Origin of the sequence: Phyllobacterium sp. OV277 (assembly GCF_900104355.1) — a bacterium.
Classification (GTDB): domain Bacteria; phylum Pseudomonadota; class Alphaproteobacteria; order Rhizobiales; family Rhizobiaceae; genus Phyllobacterium.
The window spans coordinates 1-19,321 of sequence record NZ_FNIY01000016.1 but is presented as its reverse complement, the minus strand read 5'-3'; the positions used below and the strand labels follow the sequence as shown (position 1 = coordinate 19,321).

Here is a 19,321-nt window from a genome sequence, read left to right as displayed (position 1 = left end):
GTTCAATTGCCAGTCGCCCTTAGCTCTTTGGTTCCGATTTGGAATCGTACCGCGTATTCCATTCCTTGAGGATGGCGTTGCGATGGGATGCCGCCCACTCGAAATCATTCTTGATCATCTTGGAGGCAACGTCGGCTGGCAGATTTTCCACCTGCTTTGCAACACCCGGCATTGCCACGACGGCATAGCCGACATTGTACATCTCATTGGCCTTTTTGCTGATCGACCAGTCCAGCAACACTTTTGCCGCATCGATCTTGGACGTTCCGGCCATGATCGCCGCAGCTTCCGCTTCCCAACCCGACCCCTCTTCAGGGAAAATAATATCGATGGGAGCACCGGCAGACTTGGCTTTGGCGCCGGGGAATTCGAAGGAAACCCCGATCACCGTCTCGCCAGCGCCAGCCATCTTACAGGGTTTGGAACCGGAATGGGTATAGCTGGAAATGTTCTGATGCAGTCCATCCATAAAGGACCAGGCGTCTTTTTCACCGAACATCTGCATCCATGCGGACACATCAAGGAAACCGGTGCCTGAAGAGGCCGGGTTCGGCATAACGATATGGCCCTTATATTCGGGCTTCGTTAGGTCTTTCCAGCTTTTCGGCGGCGTCAGTCCGAGCTTCTTGGCCTCGACGGTGTTGTAGCAAAGCGCCGCGACATAGGCGTCCATACCAACCCAGCTTGGCGGTGTGGAACTATCGACAAATTTCGGATCGAGCTTCTCGACACCAGCAGGTGCATAGGGCTCCAGCATCCCCTCACCCTTCAGCAGAAGCAGTGACGATGCGGCAACGCCCCAGACCACATCGGCCTGCGGATTGTTCTTCTCCGCAAGCAGTTTTGCGGTCATGACACCGGTGGAATCGCGCACCCAGTTGATCTTGATATCCGGGTGATCAGCGTTGAACGTATCCGCATAGCGCTGCAGGTCCACCGCCTCAAAGGCGGTATAGACGGTAAGCTGTGTCTCGGCATAGGCAGCCGATGAAAATAGCGTAAAGGCAAAGGCGGCCAGCGCCGCGGCTTTGTGCGTGTTCATGATTTTGGTTCCCATCTTTTGAGGTCGGCTTATGCGCTTTTTGCTTGGGAAAGGTTCGCCGCCGCCAATTGAGAATGCCTCAGCTTGGGGTCACACGCCCGGTCCATACTGCGATAGTGGGGAACGGCGATCGATAAGTAAAATCTATTTATCTTATATTATCATTGGAAAAGTCGATGATGTGACGAAGATGATTCACGCTGGAAATGCCCATTGAATATGAGAAAAGGGAGCCTTGAAGCTCCCTTTTTCAAGCAGCGTGATGCGTTTGTTCAGGACCAGGGAAGTGAATAGGTTTTCACATTCGTGTAGCTCTTCATGGCTTCGGATACACCCTCTTTGTAACCATTGCCGGAATCCTTGATCCCGCCGAAGGGCGACATTTCGATCCGGTAACCCGGCACTTCCCATATGTTGACCGTGCCAACCTGAAGACCGGCAATATATTTCTGCATGCGGCGAAAATCATTGGTGCACACACCGGATGAAAGGCCAAAGGCAGTAGAGTTGGAAAGCGCAATCAAAGCGTCGTCATCATCAGGCGCGCGGATGATCGGAATGATCGGCCCGAACGTTTCTTCCATAACCAGTTCCGATGCGTGCGGCACATGATCGATAACAATGGGCGGCAACAACGCGCCCTGACGACCGGGATTATAAAGAATATCAGCCCCCTGTTCTGCCGCCATATGCACGCGGGCTTCGAACAGGGTGGCGGCCTTCTCGTGTACCACCGTTCCAAGATCAGTTGAGCGATCCATCGGATCGCCAAACCGCAGCTTTTTGGCCCGCTCCAGCACCAGCGGCACGAAACGGTCGGCGACTTTTTCCTGACAGAGAATGCGTTTGACCGCCGTGCAGCGTTGGCCGGAATTCTTGGTGGCCCCGGCAACCGCCAGATCAGCCGCCTTGGCCAGATCGTCATCACTCAAATCATTGAGAATGATCAGGGGATCATTGCCGCCAAGTTCAAGCACGGCGCGCTTGTAACCGGCCGTATTGGCAATCATCTTGCCGACAGGCACACCACCGGTGAAGGTGATGAGCTCGATGTTCGGATTGGTGATCATTTCCATGCCGATATCCGCTGGCCAACCGGTGACAACCGACAACATCTCGGGCGGAAGGCCCGCCTCATAGAGAATGTCAGCCAGCACCAGCGCCGTCATCGGTGTCAATTCCGTCGGCTTGCAGACGACGCAATTGTTGGTGGCAATGGCAGGCGCAATCTTGTGCGACACCATGTTGAGCGGATGGTTGAACGGCGTGATTGCCGAGATCGCCCTTAGCGGTTCGCGCATGGTGAAAATCTTGCGCGCTTTGCCATGCGGGGTCAGATCGCAGGAGAAAATCTGGCCGTCATCCTGAATGCACATCTGCGCTGACAGGGTGAACACGTCATAGGCGCGGCCGACTTCATAAAGGGAATCGGCTTTGGAAATGCCAAGCTCCAGCGTGATCAGATCGGCGATCTCTTCCCGGCGGCTGGCAAGCGCTTCGGCAGTGCGGAACAATATCTGCTGACGCTCGTAGCGCGTCAGTTTCGGCTTGTAATTCGCTGCAATCTCAAAAGCCTGCCGCGCGTGTTCCGTGCGACCGGCTGGCACTGTCCCCACCACCGCGTTGGTATAGGGGTAATGAACGTCGATGACGTCATCCGCATCGACTTTCCGTCCTGCGATACGCATCGGCTCGTGCCGCACTTTGAATTCCGCTTCTGCCTTGACCATGACCCTGTTCTCCGCCGCCTAAACCAGCGCCGCGGCCATCGCCGCATAATGGAAGGCATCGAAATTGCGCAGTTCCGGCGCGTTGGGCAGATCAGGCAATTTTCTGTTGACGATGAATGGAACCACCTGTTCCGTCAGCCCGCCATGCGAGCGCAATGGCTCATTGAGCGCGGCCAGATCATGCCGGTGTTCACTGGTGCCAAGTGTCTTGTTTTCCGTGGAGAGGAAAACGATGTCGCCAATACGATCATTCGGCAGTTCGAAGCGCTCGCAGGCGGCGGCATTATCCAGAACCACGTCGATCCCTTCAATTTTTGCCAGCCGCGCCATGATATCAGCCTGATCCGCACCCTCTGGAAGATAAGCGGTTGCAAACGACCCAAGCGCACCGTGATGCACCACATAGGGGTCGGTGATCGGCAGGATGACACGGGCCGCATCCTTGCCCAGCCACTCATCAAGCAGGTCCTGAACATAGATCACATCGGGCGACCCATCGGCCTTGTGCTTGGGCTTCATGCCATGATCGGCGGTGACAACAATAGCTGCGCCCAGCGCATCAAGCTGTGCCAGATATTTGTCGAACATTTCATAGAATGCATTGGCCTCAGGAACACCCGGCGCATATTTGTGCTGCACATAATCGGTCGTGGTGAGGTACATCACATCCGGTCTGAACGTCTCAAGCAGCTTGACACCGGCAGCAAACACGAACTCCGACAGTTCAGCCGAATAGACTTCCGGCACCGGTCTGCCCAGCCAAGCGGACGCATTGTCGATGCCGTGCTCCGCTTTGGTTGACGTATCTGATTTCTCCGAGGAGAAGCAGATCGCGCGATCTTCATCGAATGACAGACCGTGGCCAAGCAAAGCGCGCAGCTTGTCCTTGGCTGTCACCACAGCGATGCGGGCGCCAGCATCGTAATAGGCCTTGAAGATGGTCGGTGCGCGCAGGAAGCGCGGATCGTTCATCATCACTTCCTTGCCTGTCTCGCGTTCATAGAGATAGTTGCCGCAAATGCCGTGAACTGACGGCGGGCGTCCTGTCGCAATCGACATATTGTTGGGATTGGTGAAGCTTGGAATAACACTATGCGCCATGCGCACCGTGCCCTTTTCCTTGATCTTCACCAGAGCGGGCATCAGACCAGCCTTGATCGCCTCATCGAGATAGGCTGGTTCGCAGCCGTCAAGGCAGATTGCAATGGCCGTCACGCGCGGCCAGGCATAATTGCGGCCATTGACGCTGACATTGACAGGAGACATCTGGTTCATCGGGGTATTCCTTGTTTACGGAGCGGCTCAAGCCGCAAGTTTGGCGCGTTCAGCGATGGCAGCAGCGGGAGGTGCAGCGGTATCGACACCCATCTCGCGCAGGGATTCTCCGGCCGCCTTGACCACACGGCGCATGACATGCTCGTCCATGCGGCCGATGCAGCCGACACGGAAACTGTCAACGACGGTCAATTTGCCGGGATAGATGATGAAACCCTTGTCCTTCATCAGCCCATAGAAGCGGTCGAATGCAAAGTTCGGATGAGCAGGGTTGAAGAAGGTGACGATGATGGGCGAAAGCCAGTGATCCTTGAGCAACGTTTCAAACCCAAGCTCACGCATTCCGGCGACCATGACATCGCGGTTATGGGCATAGCGCCCGCCCCGTCCGGCCACACCACCTTCGATTTCGTGCTGGCGCAGCGCGACAAGGAATGCCGCAACCACATGGGTTGGCGGCGTATAGCGCCATTGCCCTGTTTTGTTGAGATGCGCCCACTGGGCATGTACATCGAGGCTGAGCGAATGGCTGCGGCCCTTGGCGGCTTCCAGCTCACTCTTGCGCGCAATGATGAAACCAAAACCCGGCACGCCTTCAATGCATTTATTGGCCGATGACACCATGGCCTCATAGCGGATTTCGTTCACATCCAGCGATATGGCTCCGAAGGCACTCATGGAGTCGATCAGCAGCTTGCGACCCTTGGCATAAACTGCTTCCGAGATTTCGTGCACCGGATTGAGAATGCCTGAACTTGTCTCGCAGTGGACAATAATAACATGGGTAATCGCCGGATCAGCATCCAGCGCAGCGGCAACTTCCAACCCACGTGGCGGCATATAATCGCCCTTGTCGATGACCGAATGGGCTCGGCCAAGATAGTCAAGCGTCTGCACGATACGCTGACCATAGGCGCCGTTCACAAGAACCAGTGTCTTGCTGTCACGCGGCAGAAGGCTGCCCAGCATCGCCTCAACGGCAAAGGTGCCGCTGCCCTGCATCGGCACGCAATCGAATTCATCCTTTGTATCGCCTGTCAGGGAGAGAAGATGGCGGCGAAGCTCGGCAGTCATGGCGCGGAAATCACCATCCCATGAACCCCAGTCGCGCAGCATCGCTTCCTTGACTGCATAGGATGTAGTGAGAGGACCGGGTGTCAGGAGATAGGGTTCACCAAGCGCTGGTTCATCGAATGGCGCTGTCACAATCTGATTTCCGGCCAACATTGTCATTTCCTCCTGACTGGCATGGTCTGCTCTTGCCCGCCATTTCACACGCGTGCGATATATATGTAAAATCGTTATTTTGTATTGATCTATAAGCTGAGACGATACATTCTAAAGGAGTTCGGCAACCCTGATATGACAAGGCAGGCCGTCAAAGGAGATATTCATGCGCTACGTTCAGCTTCGCGCATTTCATCATGTGGCGGTTTGCGGCGGCTTTTCGCGGGCCGCGGAGATGCTTTTCCTGACCCAGCCCGCCATCTCGGATCAGGTCCGCAAGCTGGAAGAAGAATATGATATTCTGCTGTTCAACCGCCACAAGAAGCAGGTCACGTTGACGGAAGCCGGGCAGCGGCTGCTTGAAATAACCCACCGTATGTTCGATACCGAACAACAGGCTCTGGAACTGCTTTCGGAATCACGCGCTTTACGCGCGGGCACCCTGCGCATTGTCGCCGATGCGGCGCACCATCTCCTGCATATTCTGGGCACGTTCCGCGAAAAATATCCCGGCATTCAGGTGTCGGTGCGTGCAGGCAATACGGAAACCGTTATCAGCAGTCTCTACAGCTATGAGGCTGATATCGGCGTTCTCGGCGAAATTCCAACCGGACGTGATTTCGAGATATTGAAGCTCAATTCCACGCCGATTGTTGCCTTCGTTTCCAATGAGCACCCATTGGCAACAGCCCAATCTTTGACATTGGAAGAATTGACACGCCTTCCACTGGTCATGCGCGAACGCGGTTCGAAGACACGGCAAAAACTACAGGACCATGCCGCAAGTCAGGGCTTTGAACTCAAGTCGTCAATTGAAGCGGAAGGCCGCGAGGCTGTCCGTGAAATCGTCGCCTCGGGCGCCGGTGTCGGTTTCGTCTCATCCGCAGAATTCGGTCAGGACACACGACTTGTGCAAATTCCGATTGCCGGTCCTGAAGTGCTTATGGACGAAGCGCTGATCTGCCTGCGCGAGCGAAGCGCAGGCAAACTCGTGCGCGTGTTTCTGGACATCGCAAAATCAATGGCACCGGCAGGTTAAGCTGCCGCCTGCACCTTGATTGCATCGGCCTTCACGCGGTCCGACTTTGGATCATACGGACTGCGCAAATGGGCGGTTGCCGGATAAAGCGCGCCAGCCAGATCGATAGCAAAATCTCCGCTATCGATGAATTCCTTGCTCACGCCTTCCGCATTCTCGATCAGCGCCAGCGCAACCGAACGGCCAAGGGTGTGCCCATAGGCAGCCGAGCGCACCTCGCCCACCGGCTTGCCATTGCGCAGGATCAGTTCACCGCCCCACAGCATCGGCTCGCCATCATCAACGGTGAACTGCACAATCTTGCGATGCGGCACACCTGTTTGCTTCGCTTTAACGAGCGCTTCCTTGCCAATGAACGCACTCGATTTATCGAACGAAACCGCAAATGCCAGACCCGCTTCAAAAGGATTGATATCGGGGGTAAGCTCGCGGCTCCAGGCGCGGAACCCTTTTTCAAGACGCAGCGCCTCCAGCGCATAATATCCAGCATCGATAAGACCGAGATCGCGCCCCGCTTCATGCAGGGTCTCATAGACACCGACGGCAAATTCTGTCGGGACAATCAGTTCCCAGCCGAGTTCCCCCACATAGGTCATGCGGTTGGCGTAGGCTGTGGCATAGCCAATATCGATCTCGCGGATCGTTGCAAAAGGAAAGCCCTCATTCGACAAATCCGCCGAGGTAACCTTGCTCAGAATATCCCGCGAATTGGGACCCATCAGCGCGAGAACGGAATAGGCTGATGTCACATCGGTCAGCGAAGCGTGCCAATCAGCGGGCGTATTCTTGCGGATCCAGTCGGCATCATGCACCGCCTGCGCGGAACCTGTCACAATCAGGAACCTGTCGGCAGCAAGCCGCATGACGGTCAGATCGGTTTCATATCCACCACGCTCATTGAGCATACCTGTGTAGACGGAGCGGCCAATGCCCACATCCACATCCGTAGCGCAGAGACGGTTAAGCAGTGTGCAGGCGTCCTGCCCCTGAATGAGCAATTTTGCAAACGATGTCTGGTCGAAAAGCGCTGCGGTTTCACGCGTCGCTTTCATTTCGCGCTTCACCGCGTCGTGCCAGTTCTGCCGACCAAAGGCGTATTGCGTTTCCGGCTTTTCGCCAGATATTGCGAACCAGTTGGCACGCTCCCACCCCATTTTCGAGCCAAAGCATGCACCCTTGGCAGCGAGCCGGTCATAAAGCGGTGAACGGCGGAATGGACGTGCTGTGTCCAACTCGCGGTTGGGCCACGGCATGGCATAGTGCAGGCCAAGCGTTTCCTTCACACGATCATGCAGCCAGCGCGGATTATTGTTGAAGGAAGCAAAGCGTCTGATATCCACGGGCCAAAGATCCATGGTTGGTTCGCCGTTGACGATCCATTCGGCAAGCGCCCTGCCCGCACCGCCCGCACTGGCGATACCCATGGAATTGAATCCCGCTCCAACAAAGAAATTCTTCAGCTCGGGTGCCTCGCCCAGAATGAAATTGTTATCGGGTGTGAAGCTTTCGGGTCCATTATAAAACTTGCGCACTTCCGCATGTTCGAGCTGTGGAACACGGATAAGCGCATTCTGCATCAATATCTCGAACTGATCCCAATCGTCAGGCAGCAGTGCAAATTCGAAATTCTCCGGGATGCCCTTCATACCCCACGGCTTGGCCTCCGGCTCAAAACCGCCCATGACCAGACCACCGACTTCTTCCTTGAAATAAATATAGCCATCAGGATCACGTAAGACGGGAAGATCAGGATGAACACCCTCGATCTTTCCAGTCACGATATACATATGCTCCGCCGAATGCAGCGGAACGGACACGCCGCACATCAATCCGACTTGCCGCGCCCACTGCCCCGCACAATTGACGACAATCTCCGCAGTTATATTCCCTTGGTCGGTTTCAACACCGCAGGCCGCGCCGTTTTTGACGGTAATACCCGTCACCTTGACGCGCTCGATGACGCGGGCACCGCGATTGCGGGCACCCTTGGCCAGCGACTGTGTCAGATCAGTTGGATTGGCTTTGCCATCTCCCGGAAGCCAGACTGCGCCGACGAGATCGTCGGATGCCATTACCGGCCAGATATTCGCGGCCTCTTCAGGCGAGATCACATCAACATCAACGCCCTGCGCACGCGCTGACGCCGCTGTCCGCTTGAGAACTGTCATGCGATCTTGCGTGCGGGCAACAGCGAGAGAGCCGCAATTTTTCCAGCCTGTCGCCAGCCCGGTTTCAGCTTCAAGTTCGCTGTAAAGCTTGGTCGAGTATTTGATCAGCCCGGTCATGTTGGCATGGCTGCGAAGCTGGCCCACGAGACCCGCCGCATGCCATGTCGTACCACCGCTAAGCTGACCTTGTTCCAGAAGGACGACATCAGTCCAGCCGAGCTTGGTCAGATGATAGGCGACCGAGCAGCCAATTATGCCCCCGCCAATAATGACGACACGCGCCTGTGTTGGAAAAGCTTTTGCCATGACGATCCACCCATCTGTAAGAGATGGCCGCCACCATAATCGGCAAGTTGCAACAAATCAACAATAAATATCACATTATGCAACATTCAATAGGTCGGTATGAAGACCTCCATACCCTTGGCCGAGAGCACAGCGGTCAGAATATCATTGGGGTTCCGGTCCGTGATTATTCCCGTCGCATCGTGTGAATTTGGTATTTTGAGTGGCGTTGAGCGGCCAAATTTGGAACTATCGATGACAAAATACGCCGTTCGCGCCATGGAAATCATGCGGGACCGCAACAAAGTGCCGCCTTTGGTGAAATCGGTTATATCGCCTTCAGATGTAACAGCACCTGCGCCCAGAAACGCCACATCAATCCGGAAATCTTCTGCGGCCTGAAGCACATCCATACCGGAGGCGGCTTCTTCCTCGGGATTGATCTCACCGCCGAATACATGGGTGCGGACATTGGGCAGATGGCATGTGAAAAGTGCGATAGCCAGACTGGATGTACAGATTGTCAGGGTTTTGCGGGTTGCAGCCAGCGCGTGCGCTACAGCCAGGGTCGTGGTTCCCGAGTCGAGGAAAACAACCATTCCCTCCTCAACCATATCAGCCGCGAGTTTCCCGATAATGGCCTTGCCCTGCGCATTTTCGCGCGAACGCTCACTTAATCCCGGCTCCACCGCGTCGGATCGTGCAGCGCCGCCGTGGATAAGCTCGAACAGCCCTTTATCGGCAAGCACTTTTAGATCACGGCGGATGGTTTCGCGCGAGACATCAAAAAATCTCGCCAGTTCTGCAATGCTTACAGAACCATCAGCTGCGACGCGCTTGAGGATTTCATCATGCCGACGAGGAGCAAGAGCCCGCGCCGCTGGGGTGGTTGATTCAGACATGGGTTCAATGTGTCTGAGCGCGGCCAATGTTGCAAGATGTTGCATCAAGTACATCGACTAAAATGGTAGCAAGATGCCCGCTTACGGTAATCAGCTATCTTGCGCACCCCAATTATCACCGAATGGCAAGTTCCGTTTCAGCGTCGAACAGATGAACATTGTTTGGCGAGATATAGAAGATGATCTCGTTGTTTCTTCCAACACTGGGCCGACCACTATGGGCGGCAACAACCTGCTGCGATGCAACCGATGCAGTGACAAATGTCATGCTACCAGTGGACTCGACGGCTTCCACGACAACCTTGATCGCGAGATCTCCCGGTTCGCCCAAAAACGCAAGATGCTCGGGACGCAAACCGGCCAGCAACCGCGCACCGGGAACCAGCTTCCGGCCAAGCGGCAACGATTGGCTCTGATCCTTCTCAAGTACAAGTCTGTCACCCTCAGGACTGACGGTGACTGGTACGAAATTCATCGCGGGTGAACCGATGAAGCCGGCGACGAACTTGTTTGTAGGGCGGTCATAGAGTTCGAGCGGACTGCCCTGCTGTTCGATCACTCCGGCACGCATAACCACAATATGGTCGGCCATTGTCATGGCTTCGACCTGATCATGCGTCACGTAGACCGATGTCGCTTTCAAACGTTCATGCAGCTTGCGGATCTCGCTGCGCATATGAACCCGGAGCGCTGCGTCAAGGTTGGACAGAGGCTCATCAAAGAGGAATACTTTTGGATTGCGGACGATCGCACGGCCCATGGCAACACGCTGGCGCTGACCGCCGGACAGGGCTTTTGGCAACCTGCCGAGCAGCGCACCGAGACCAAGTGTTTCCGCCGCGACACGTGTTCTGTCCGCGATCTCCTGTTTGGGACGACGCTTCAGGCGCATCGAATAGTTCATATTATGCTCGACATCCATGTGTGGATAGAGCGCATAGGACTGGAAGACCATCGCCACATCCCGCTCGCGCGGCGGTTTGTTGACCACGCTTTCTCCGGCAATGCGCAAATCTCCCGAACTTGTCTTCTCAAGCCCGGCAAGGGTGCGCAGCAAAGTGGATTTGCCGCAGCCCGAGGGACCCACCAGCGCGACAAACGCGCCCTGCTCGATAGCAATGTTGATATCTTTCAGCGCGTGAAATCCGCCATAATGCTTGTTCAGGTGGTCGATTTCGATCTGAAGCATGGTTCACCTCATTTCAGCGCGCCAGCGGTAAGTCCGCTGACGATGCGCCGTTGCAGCAGCATGAATACGAAAAGGATGGGCGTTACGTAGATCGCCGCATAGGTCATGATCCCGTTCCAGTCGCTGGCATCTGGCCCCATGAATGTCTGCAAGCCGACCGTCGCTACCTGCAGCTCATTCTTGGCAATCAACGACCGGGCATAGACATACTCGCCAAAGGATTGCAGGAAGATCAGCACCGATGTGACAAGGATACCATTGCGCGCCAGAGGCAGCATGATGTTGAAGAACGCTCCGATGCGCGACGAGCCATCGACAAGCGCTGCATCTTCCAACTCGCGCGGGACCTGCACAAAGGTGGCCCGGCAAAGCACAATATAGAGCGGCAGCATCTTGGCGGTTTGCGCCAGAATGACCGCGACACGCGGGCTTGCCAGAAGACCGACTTGATTGAACATCACAAAGATTGGCGTCACCATCAGTGATGAAGGCAATACCTGCATCATGAGGATGGCAAAAAGAGCCATATCCATCCAGATATTGCGCACGCGGGACAAAACATAGGCGCATCCCGTTCCCATGAACGTGACGAGAATGGTAACGCCCACCGCAATCAGCAGCGAATTCCAGATATACCGCCCCATGCCACGGCTCTGCCACACATCGACAAAACTCCATTGCGGATCGGTTGGCCAGAATGTTGGCGGATACTGAAAAATCTCGGAGCTTCCTTTGAAGGCCGTGAGATACATCCAGTACAGTGGAAAGAGATAGACCGCCGTAAACACAAGGCCAATCGCGAGGAGAATGTAACGTTTCACCGGCTCTCTCCTCAGTAGCTGTGTTCATGACGGGTGGAACGGACATAGACGGCGGCAACAATGATCACGAAGAGGATCATCATGACCGAGACCGCACTCCCCAGCGATATTTCGTAGGTCTGGAAGGACAATTGCCATGACCAATATTGCGCGACATTCGAACTATCGGCCGGCCCGCCTTGGGTCAGCGCGGCGATGAGATCAAATTGCTGCAGGGTGAAGATCACCCCGAGCGAAATGACGGCGCCGAGTTGCGCGCGCATGAGAGGCAGCGTGATTGACCAGAAACGTTCGAAGGGTCCCGCGCCGTCAAGTTCCGCCGCCTCATAAACATCACGCGGAATACTTGCGAGCCCCACGGAAAGCAGGATCATGTTGAAGGGGATGCCGAGCCACACATTGGCAATGATCACCGCATAGAGCGCAACATTCGGATCTGACAACCAGAAGACACGCTCGTCGGCAACACCAAGCGACATCAATACGTAATTGATGACCCCGAAATCCCCGGCAAACAGCCACTTCCAGATCGCGCCCACCACAAGTGCAGGCATGATCCAGCCTGCCAGAAACAGGCCGCGCAGATAGGTAGCACCCGGAAAGTCCTGCTGGAAGAACAGCGCCAGCCCAAAGCCGATCGACAATTGAAAGACAATCGACAGAACCACGAATTTAACCGTGTTCCAAAACACAGCCATCGCAATCGGTTGTGACAGCACATCATAGTAATTCTGCAAGCCGACAAAGGGGCGGTTGAATGATGTCACCGTGAACATGTCTACCGTCTGCAACGACATGATGATGTTGTAGACGATTGGAAATGCGGAAAACGCAATGAGATAAAGCAGGGCCAGTCCGAGCAGCAGAATATCAAAGCCGCTTCCATCCCTGATGGTCCTGATAATGCCCTGCATAGTGCCCTCCCGCGCCATGTGGTTGTTGGCTGCCCTCGCCAACAGAAAGCGAGGGCAATGTGCGATCTACTTTTTCAGAACCACGTCGATCTGCTTCTGCGCCGTTGCCAGAGCCGTCTTTGGATCGCTCTTATGCGTCAGCGCCGACTGGATGGCGGTGTAGATAGCTTTGGAGATTTTCGGCCATTCCGGATGCGGGCCGCGATTGCGTGCATACTTCATGCTCTCTTCAAAGACAGCATAGATAGCCGGTATTTTGGGATTGTTGGACTGAATCTTGGATGCTGGAAGAAACCCAAAACGGTTCCAGACATCAGGCATTTTGCCATAGAGGAATTCGAGCAGGATGAAGGCTTCTTTCGGGTGCTTGCTCGTGGCAAGAATAACGTTATCACCCTCACCAAGAGCAGAAGCGCGTGTCGCACCTTCTTGCGGGATGGGCAGAAGTGCGGCGCGGAAATCGAACTTCGCTTCCTTGGTCATACGCGGTAATTCCCAAGGTCCCGAGATAGCCATGCCGGCATTGCCAGCATTGAACGTACCGGTTGAGTCATACTGACTACGGATGAGCGTATCGGGCGAAGCAAGCTTTTCGTCGAGCAACCTGCTCCAGAATTCGAGAACTTTCACACCGCCTTCCGTGTCAACCTTGTTGTAGTCGCCTCCCGCCATCTGCAACCATGGCAGGAACTGGAACGTCCCCTCCTCCGTTGCTACAGCGGAAAAGGCCATACCATAAACATTCTTCGCCGGATCATTCAGCTTTTTGGCGGCAGCGTAAAGCTCATCCCACGTCTTGGGTGGATTGTCAGGATCAAGGCCCTTTGCCTTGAACATATCCGCATTGTAGTAGAGTGCCAGCGTATTGGCGCCGCGCGGAACGCCGTAAATCTTGCCATCCCATGTCACTGATGAAAGCGGACCGGGGAAAATATCGTCCTTCTTGATGACCTTTGATTCCGCCAGCATTGGTGAAAGATCAAGGAGCAAACCGCGCGAGGCAAAGAGTGCCACCTCAGGATTGTCGATATAAGTGACATCAGGCGATTCACCTGTCGCTGTGGCGCGTGCAAGGTCATTGACCATATCGCGAAACTGAACGGTTTTGACATTCAGCTTGATATCAGGGTGCGCCTGTTCGAATTCATCCTTCAGAAGATAAATATACTGATCAGGCCGGTCGATGGTCCAGATATCAAGCGTTACCGGCTCGGCATGAGCCGCAGCACCAGACAGCATCAGCGTAGCGGCGGCAATCCAATGCGAAATGCGTTTCATAGGTTTCCTCCTCGTGTTGCTCGACACCCGCAGTGCGCTTCTTGGCGGCGCATATTGCGTGGTCGGTTGAATCTCCATCATCGCCGGAACTCCCGTCCGGAGGCGGGCCCATCAGGGGAAATCAGGGATTGGCGACGAAATCGCCGCCACGGCTTTGCTTCAGATAATTCAGGGAATGCACCTGCCCGGTCATCTCAAGATCATCGCGATAAACGGGGTCGTGCCAACCTTCGATATCGATGGATCCAGACCAGCCAGCGAGACGCAGTTCTGATATGATATCTGTCCAATTGGTATCGCCAAATCCCGGCGAGCGCATGAAGACGAACTTCTCCTTGCCGAAGACGCCATGCTCACGGATGACTTCCCAGCGGATCGTCGCGTCCTTGCCATGGACGTGGAAAATCTTCGGCGCCCATTTACGGATCTGCGGCAGCGGATCAATGAGATAAACCATCTGGTGGCAGGGTTCCCATTCAAGCCCGAGATTGTCAGCCGGAACCTCGTTGAACATCATTTCCCAGGCATCGGGTGTGTGGGCAATATTCCAGTCACCGGTCGCCCAGTTGCCATCCATGGCACAGTTCTCAAAGGCCAGCTTGACGCCCTTATCGGCCGCTCGCCGGGAAAGCTCACTCCAGACCTTTTTGAACTGGGGCAAACTGTCTTCAATCCGCTTGCCGCGAATACGGCCAGTGAAACCGGCAATGGTCGTCGCGCCAAAGAGATGCGCATTGTCGATCAATGCTTCCCAGCCCTTCAATGTCTCGCGATCGATTTCGGTATCTTCCAACGGATTGCCAAACATGCCGAGGGTCGAGATCGTGATGTCGGCGTCGCCGATCGCATCTTTCAACTGGGACGCCAGCGTTGGCAAATCCTTGTTCATTACCTGCCAGAAGAACGGCTCGATACTCTCAAAGCCATGCGGCTGGAGATTTTTGACATAGGTGGCCGGATCCGGAGCATTGGCTCGGATCATGGTGCCGATGCGGATCGATTTTGCCGGGTTGCTCATCTCGAATTCCCTCAGATCGTAATTTCAATGCGCCGGCCAGTTTCGGCGCTTTGGATTGCACCAAACACCATGGCGAGGCTCTTTATATTCTCGTTTCCAGCAGTCTCCGGTGCGGAGCCGCCGCGGGTAGCAGCAATAAAATCCTGCATCACTCCGAGGTGACCGCCAATGCGGTGGGACGCATCAAGGGGAGGTATCTCGACGGCGGTCACCCCGGAGAACAGGCCATCTTTGCCGGAGGTGACGGCTTCGGCCCGTATGTCATCATGTCCGTCCCAGACAATCGTTCCTTTGCTGCCGACAATGCGCCATGCACTTTCCCAGCTTGTACGCATGCCGTCAGCACACCAGCTGCCGCGATAGGTGAAAATCGCACCGTTGGAAAACTCAAAGATCGCCGCCGCCGACGAGCCTTGGCTGTACCAGGAATTGCCGGGCTCCCATTCCCGGGCATAAACGGCATTGGCAGCTTCCCCGGCGAGAAAGCGCGCAGCATCGAACGTATGAATAGCCATATCCAGAAACAGCACATGGCGCATATCTTCACGAAATCCGCCAAAATGCGGACCGAGAAAGAAGTCACAATGCAGACTGGTTACATCGCCAATGGCACCAGACGCGACAAGCTGACGAATACGCCGGATCTGGGCGAGATAGCGTCTGTTCTGCACCACCGCATGGATACGCCCTGCGGCTTTGGCACGCCCGACAAGATCCCTCGCCTCATCCATTGTTTCTGCCATCGGCTTTTCCGAAAGCACATGGCAACCGGCTGCAAGCCCCGCGGCAACAGTCGCATGGCGGGCCGCCGGAACGACGATATCGAACAGGATATCAGGACTTGTCTTTGAGAGAATGTCGGCAAGATTATCGGATGCGAGTGCCGAAACCAGACCAAATTCCGCAATGCGCGCCTCTGCACGTTCCTTTGCCAGATCGACAACGCCAACGATGTCAATTTCGCCAATGGTACGGGCTGCCTCAAACCATGCTTTGCTCATGGCTCCGCAGCCGACTAAAACGGCACGCTGCATTTCCTCTCCTCCCAACGAAATTCACCAGAAACCGCTTAAATCGGTTGCAAATGGCTTCCGTAAACGTTTACGATTTCATATCGGCAAATTATTTTTGTCAATCCCCCTTTCAATGTTTTAAGAACGAATGGGAGTAAGTGCCGAGTCGCACAGGGAGAAAACGCGTGAGCATTCGGGACCTTGCCCGCCATCTTGATATCTCGATCGGAACGGTTTCCCGTGCCCTTAACGGGAAGACTGACGTCAATCAGGAAACGCGCGAACGCGTACTCGAAGCGGCCAAACGTCTCGGCTATGTGCCCAACCAATCAGGTCGCAGTCTTCGGCAGGGCACCACCAATACGATCGGCTTCATGATCGAGTCGACCATTGAGACGGTTGACACCGGCGGTGGCTTTTTCATGCCAGTCTTCGAAGGCGTGCAATCCGTGTTCCGGCGCCATCACCTCGATCTTGTTGCCCTTCTATGCGGCACCGACGAAGAGCCCGCCGAATATCTCAATCGCGTGGTTGCACGCCGTTTTGTCGATGGGCTGATTATTTCGGCAACGACACGACACGATCCACGCATTGATTTTCTGCTGGAACGCAAAATTCCCTTCATTGCTCTTGGCCGTAGCGAGACGGCTGGCGACTATCCGTGGATTGATCTTGATTTTGAGGGTGTTGCGGCAACTGCGGTCAACCGGCTTGTCGGATTGGGCCATAGCCGTATCGCCATCGCAGTACCGGCGAGCGACATTAACCTCGGCTACGTTTTTCTCGACGGATATAAACGTGCGCTCGCCAATAAAGGGATTGCCTTCAATCCGGATTATGTATTCCGGTCCTATGCGAATGAAGAAGGCGGCTATCAGATTGCCAGCGCTGTCCTTGCCCAAAAGCCAACACCAACAGCCATTGTACTGGTCAATGAAAATATGGCCCTCGGCTTGTACAGGCGCTTCTACGAGTCAGATATCCGTCCAGGCCGTGACATTGCCGTGATAGGTTTCCGGGAAAGCACACAGAGCCGGTTTCTTTCGCCCACGCTGACCTGTTTCAGAATTTCCCTGCGCGATCTCGGTATCAAATTGGCCGAATCCTTGCTTTCAACCATGCCAGCCTTTGAGGATCACTACCCGCATGAGAAAGTGGAACTTATCTGGCCTATGGAGCTGGTCGCCGGCGAAAGCGATCAGGGCAAATTGTAGAATAGGCTCCTCATTTCATACTGGCCTTGAAATAGCCGCACAGCATGATCATATATGTATCAAGCCGATGAAAATATCTCGGCTGTCTTTGGAGCTCCCTGATGAGCTCGCGTTTTTCCCCATGAGAATGACAACATTTGCTGTGGCTGAATCTGCGGCTCGTTATGACAGTTTCCAAAAGACCTATTTTAACAGAAACGCTGCGCGACTTTATCGCGGCAGCCATGGACCAATATGCAAGAAATGATTCAAACGAAGGCCACAATCTTGCGGCCTGTACCAATGCACTTGATTAGCAACGATCAATCCGAAGGCAAAATCGCCAAACGCCGGGAAGTTACCACTTCAGGGCTCACGCGCGAGGAACTGCGCCGGATTGTAGCTGATCAAATCGATTGACCGGATTCCGGATTTATAGATCGAACAGGAGAGAGCCGCTTATGGCTCCAACACAACAATGAATATGAACCAAACAAAATCAAACCCATCGCGCGCTCGATCAGTACAAATGCCTAGGAACTCTGCTACTTCGCAGTCTGCAAATGACCAAAAGGCACAGCTCAGTTACGAGCGCTACCTCGTTCAAGCACGCGCAGCAGCGCTTGTTGGCAATCAGGTCGAGGCAGAAAACTACTATCAGCATGCCGAACACTATTTCCGTTCAATCCATGCGGACAGCAACTAGAAGCGCTCATAGGCCAAACAACCGCTGACAGATCGCTCTGTATAGCAATCATATAATAAACTCATCAACTAGGTGGAACTACGGATTTTCAAACCGTGAAAGCTTGATAAAGTGGCACTTGAAGATTTGATCTTCATGTAGTGCTCCTTTTTCAATGACCTATTGATTTAAGTTATTCAAACACCGGTCTGCTCCCAGACCGGTGTTTTTTATTGTCGATTTCTGATTGATCGATGCGCGGCGAGGTTCATTGCCGTCTGCCACATGACAGGTAACCGCTGCAGCTCAGCCCTCAACAGCCACGCGTCGGCTCTTCAATTTGACTAATTCTTGGAAATTTACCGCAAAACAAGAATATTTTTGAGTTTAGCAATAGCTAATATTCACTACACGAACTTCATTGACGCTGAGTTACTCCGTAATCTAGGGAAATAAAAGTATTAATTGCATATCGCAATCGGGGGAACTTATGAGAAATATAGTATTTATCAGCTGCATCGCTTTGATGCTGGCTGGGTGTCAGACTGCCCAGGAATCAGCCGTCGAAGCAAAAAACACATGCGACGCAGCAGGGTTAAAGCCCGGTTCAAAGGCGCATCGTCGCTGCGTTACAGCGAGCTATGACCAGAACCGGCGGCAGTCCAACGAGGCGGGCAACGCAGCCGCTCTCGGCGCTGCGGTGGGCGTTCTGGGCGGTGTCGCGCTGGGAGCCGCTGTCGAGCGAAACAATTATCCGGGATACTATCGGCGTTGCGGCCCCTGGGGGTGCTATTACTGAGAACGAATACTTTGAAAACCGAGTGCAACCACCATCGTTCAGTCAATCTGGATGACGGGGGTTGTACTTGCTGGACGATTTGGGCACAGCACAATCTGTGCGGGGTTAAAAAGTAAAATCCCGCACATTGTCATCACACCTTTTTTTATTTTAAATCTATACGCAATTCTCAGAAAACCACTTTTCGATAATCAAGATCGATATAAAGGGTCACCGGTTCTTATGGAAAGGAACGCCACTTTGGTAAACATACCCGCCAGATTCAGCGGGTTGTTTCAGCGTTATAAGCGGAAAGAGCAGGACACCGAACGCGCACAAGCTGTCGTTCGGCTTATCATCATCCCATTTTTTGTCAGTTATCTTGTGTATGTGGGACTATCTCAGGAGTTTTCCTCCCAATTCAGGGCGATATACGTGTCCTATTGGGTGTATTATGTGATTTCATCGGCAGTCCTGTTCTTGTGTATCGTTGCCTGGCCGGGGACGTACTTACTGCGCCGCATTTTTTCAATGTCGCATGACTATCTGGCGATGACATTTGCAATGTCCGCAGGCGGCGAGACTGCCCTACCAGTATATGCCATATTGTTATGGGTTACTGTCGGCAACGGGTTGCGGTATGGGCCGGGCTATCTGATAGCGGCCACTGCGGTTGCGCTGGTTGCCTTGGCAGCCACCACCTATTTCAACAGTTTCTGGCGCAGTGAACCCTATGTTGTCGTCACCCTTGTGATGACCGCCAT

The 19,321-nt window shown here is 54.3% G+C and carries 16 protein-coding genes and 1 pseudogene; 5 read left to right on the top strand and 12 right to left on the bottom strand.

The window, feature by feature from the left end:
* Nucleotides 1–19: 19 nt before the first annotated feature.
* The 4 genes from BLU05_RS25000 to BLU05_RS24985 all read right to left on the bottom strand — a co-directional run bounded on the left by BLU05_RS25000 (nucleotide 20) and on the right by BLU05_RS24985 (nucleotide 5,274).
* On the bottom strand, nucleotides 20–1,042 hold the full coding sequence (locus tag BLU05_RS25000) for a putative 2-aminoethylphosphonate ABC transporter substrate-binding protein (protein ID WP_091886570.1): 1,023 nt from the start codon (nucleotides 1,040–1,042) through the stop codon (nucleotides 20–22).
* 272 nt (nucleotides 1,043–1,314) lie between these two features.
* Nucleotides 1,315–2,772 carry a phosphonoacetaldehyde dehydrogenase gene (gene phnY / locus BLU05_RS24995; protein WP_091886485.1) on the bottom strand — a complete coding sequence of 486 codons (1,458 nt, stop codon included), beginning with the start codon at nucleotides 2,770–2,772 and terminating at the stop codon, nucleotides 1,315–1,317.
* 18 nt (nucleotides 2,773–2,790) lie between these two features.
* Complete coding sequence (gene phnA, locus BLU05_RS24990) at nucleotides 2,791–4,047, bottom strand: phosphonoacetate hydrolase (RefSeq protein ID WP_091886482.1); 1,257 nt, start codon at nucleotides 4,045–4,047, stop codon at nucleotides 2,791–2,793.
* Nucleotides 4,048–4,074: 27 nt separating this feature from the next.
* On the bottom strand, nucleotides 4,075–5,274 hold the full coding sequence (locus tag BLU05_RS24985; protein ID WP_091886480.1) for a 2-aminoethylphosphonate--pyruvate transaminase: 1,200 nt from the start codon (nucleotides 5,272–5,274) through the stop codon (nucleotides 4,075–4,077).
* Nucleotides 5,275–5,440: 166 nt separating this feature from the next.
* On the opposite strand from BLU05_RS24985, the gene BLU05_RS24980 reads away from it, so the two are divergent.
* Nucleotides 5,441–6,313: a LysR substrate-binding domain-containing protein gene (locus BLU05_RS24980; RefSeq protein ID WP_091886477.1), complete on the top strand. Its 873-nt coding sequence runs from the start codon at nucleotides 5,441–5,443 to the stop codon at nucleotides 6,311–6,313.
* On the opposite strand, the gene BLU05_RS24975 is transcribed toward BLU05_RS24980, so the two are convergent.
* The 8 genes from BLU05_RS24975 to BLU05_RS24940 all read right to left on the bottom strand — a co-directional run bounded on the left by BLU05_RS24975 (nucleotide 6,310) and on the right by BLU05_RS24940 (nucleotide 15,922).
* The gene (locus BLU05_RS24975; RefSeq protein ID WP_091886474.1) at nucleotides 6,310–8,787 is read right to left on the bottom strand and encodes a GcvT family protein; all 2,478 of its coding nucleotides are present in this window, start codon (nucleotides 8,785–8,787) and stop codon (nucleotides 6,310–6,312) included. The two genes, BLU05_RS24980 and BLU05_RS24975, sit on opposite strands and share 4 nt — an antisense overlap.
* An 86-nt stretch (nucleotides 8,788–8,873) precedes the next feature.
* Complete coding sequence (locus BLU05_RS24970; protein ID WP_091886565.1) at nucleotides 8,874–9,668, bottom strand: DeoR/GlpR family DNA-binding transcription regulator; 795 nt, start codon at nucleotides 9,666–9,668, stop codon at nucleotides 8,874–8,876.
* Nucleotides 9,669–9,783: 115 nt separating this feature from the next.
* Nucleotides 9,784–10,857 carry an ABC transporter ATP-binding protein gene (gene ugpC, locus BLU05_RS24965; RefSeq protein WP_091886471.1) on the bottom strand — a complete coding sequence of 358 codons (1,074 nt, stop codon included), beginning with the start codon at nucleotides 10,855–10,857 and terminating at the stop codon, nucleotides 9,784–9,786.
* An 8-nt stretch (nucleotides 10,858–10,865) separates the two neighbouring features.
* Nucleotides 10,866–11,678, bottom strand: a complete 813-nt coding sequence (locus tag BLU05_RS24960) for a carbohydrate ABC transporter permease (RefSeq protein ID WP_244518548.1) — start codon at nucleotides 11,676–11,678, stop codon at nucleotides 10,866–10,868.
* A gap of 11 nt (nucleotides 11,679–11,689) precedes the next feature.
* Entirely contained in the window at nucleotides 11,690–12,592 is a 903-nt protein-coding gene (locus BLU05_RS24955) for a carbohydrate ABC transporter permease (RefSeq protein WP_091886468.1), read from the bottom strand.
* A gap of 66 nt (nucleotides 12,593–12,658) precedes the next feature.
* Complete coding sequence (locus tag BLU05_RS24950) at nucleotides 12,659–13,870, bottom strand: ABC transporter substrate-binding protein (protein ID WP_091886465.1); 1,212 nt, start codon at nucleotides 13,868–13,870, stop codon at nucleotides 12,659–12,661.
* Between the two features lie 121 nt (nucleotides 13,871–13,991).
* On the bottom strand, nucleotides 13,992–14,888 hold the full coding sequence (locus BLU05_RS24945) for a sugar phosphate isomerase/epimerase family protein (protein ID WP_091886463.1): 897 nt from the start codon (nucleotides 14,886–14,888) through the stop codon (nucleotides 13,992–13,994).
* Between the two features lie 11 nt (nucleotides 14,889–14,899).
* Nucleotides 14,900–15,922: a Gfo/Idh/MocA family protein gene (locus tag BLU05_RS24940; protein WP_091886460.1), complete on the bottom strand. Its 1,023-nt coding sequence runs from the start codon at nucleotides 15,920–15,922 to the stop codon at nucleotides 14,900–14,902.
* A 164-nt stretch (nucleotides 15,923–16,086) separates the two neighbouring features.
* Here BLU05_RS24940 and BLU05_RS24935 point away from each other — a divergent pair, with 164 nt between their 5' ends.
* The 4 genes and pseudogenes from BLU05_RS24935 to BLU05_RS26355 form a co-directional block, all read left to right on the top strand.
* Entirely contained in the window at nucleotides 16,087–17,115 is a 1,029-nt protein-coding gene (locus BLU05_RS24935) for a LacI family DNA-binding transcriptional regulator (RefSeq protein WP_091886457.1), read from the top strand.
* Between the two features lie 508 nt (nucleotides 17,116–17,623).
* The gene (locus tag BLU05_RS24930) at nucleotides 17,624–17,800 is read left to right on the top strand and encodes a DUF4167 domain-containing protein (RefSeq protein ID WP_348271777.1); all 177 of its coding nucleotides are present in this window, start codon (nucleotides 17,624–17,626) and stop codon (nucleotides 17,798–17,800) included.
* Between the two features lie 469 nt (nucleotides 17,801–18,269).
* Nucleotides 18,270–18,578: a hypothetical protein gene (locus BLU05_RS24925; protein ID WP_175540750.1), complete on the top strand. Its 309-nt coding sequence runs from the start codon at nucleotides 18,270–18,272 to the stop codon at nucleotides 18,576–18,578.
* A 510-nt stretch (nucleotides 18,579–19,088) separates the two neighbouring features.
* A pseudogene (locus BLU05_RS26355) lies at nucleotides 19,089–19,321 on the top strand (hybrid sensor histidine kinase/response regulator); the annotation flags it as partial.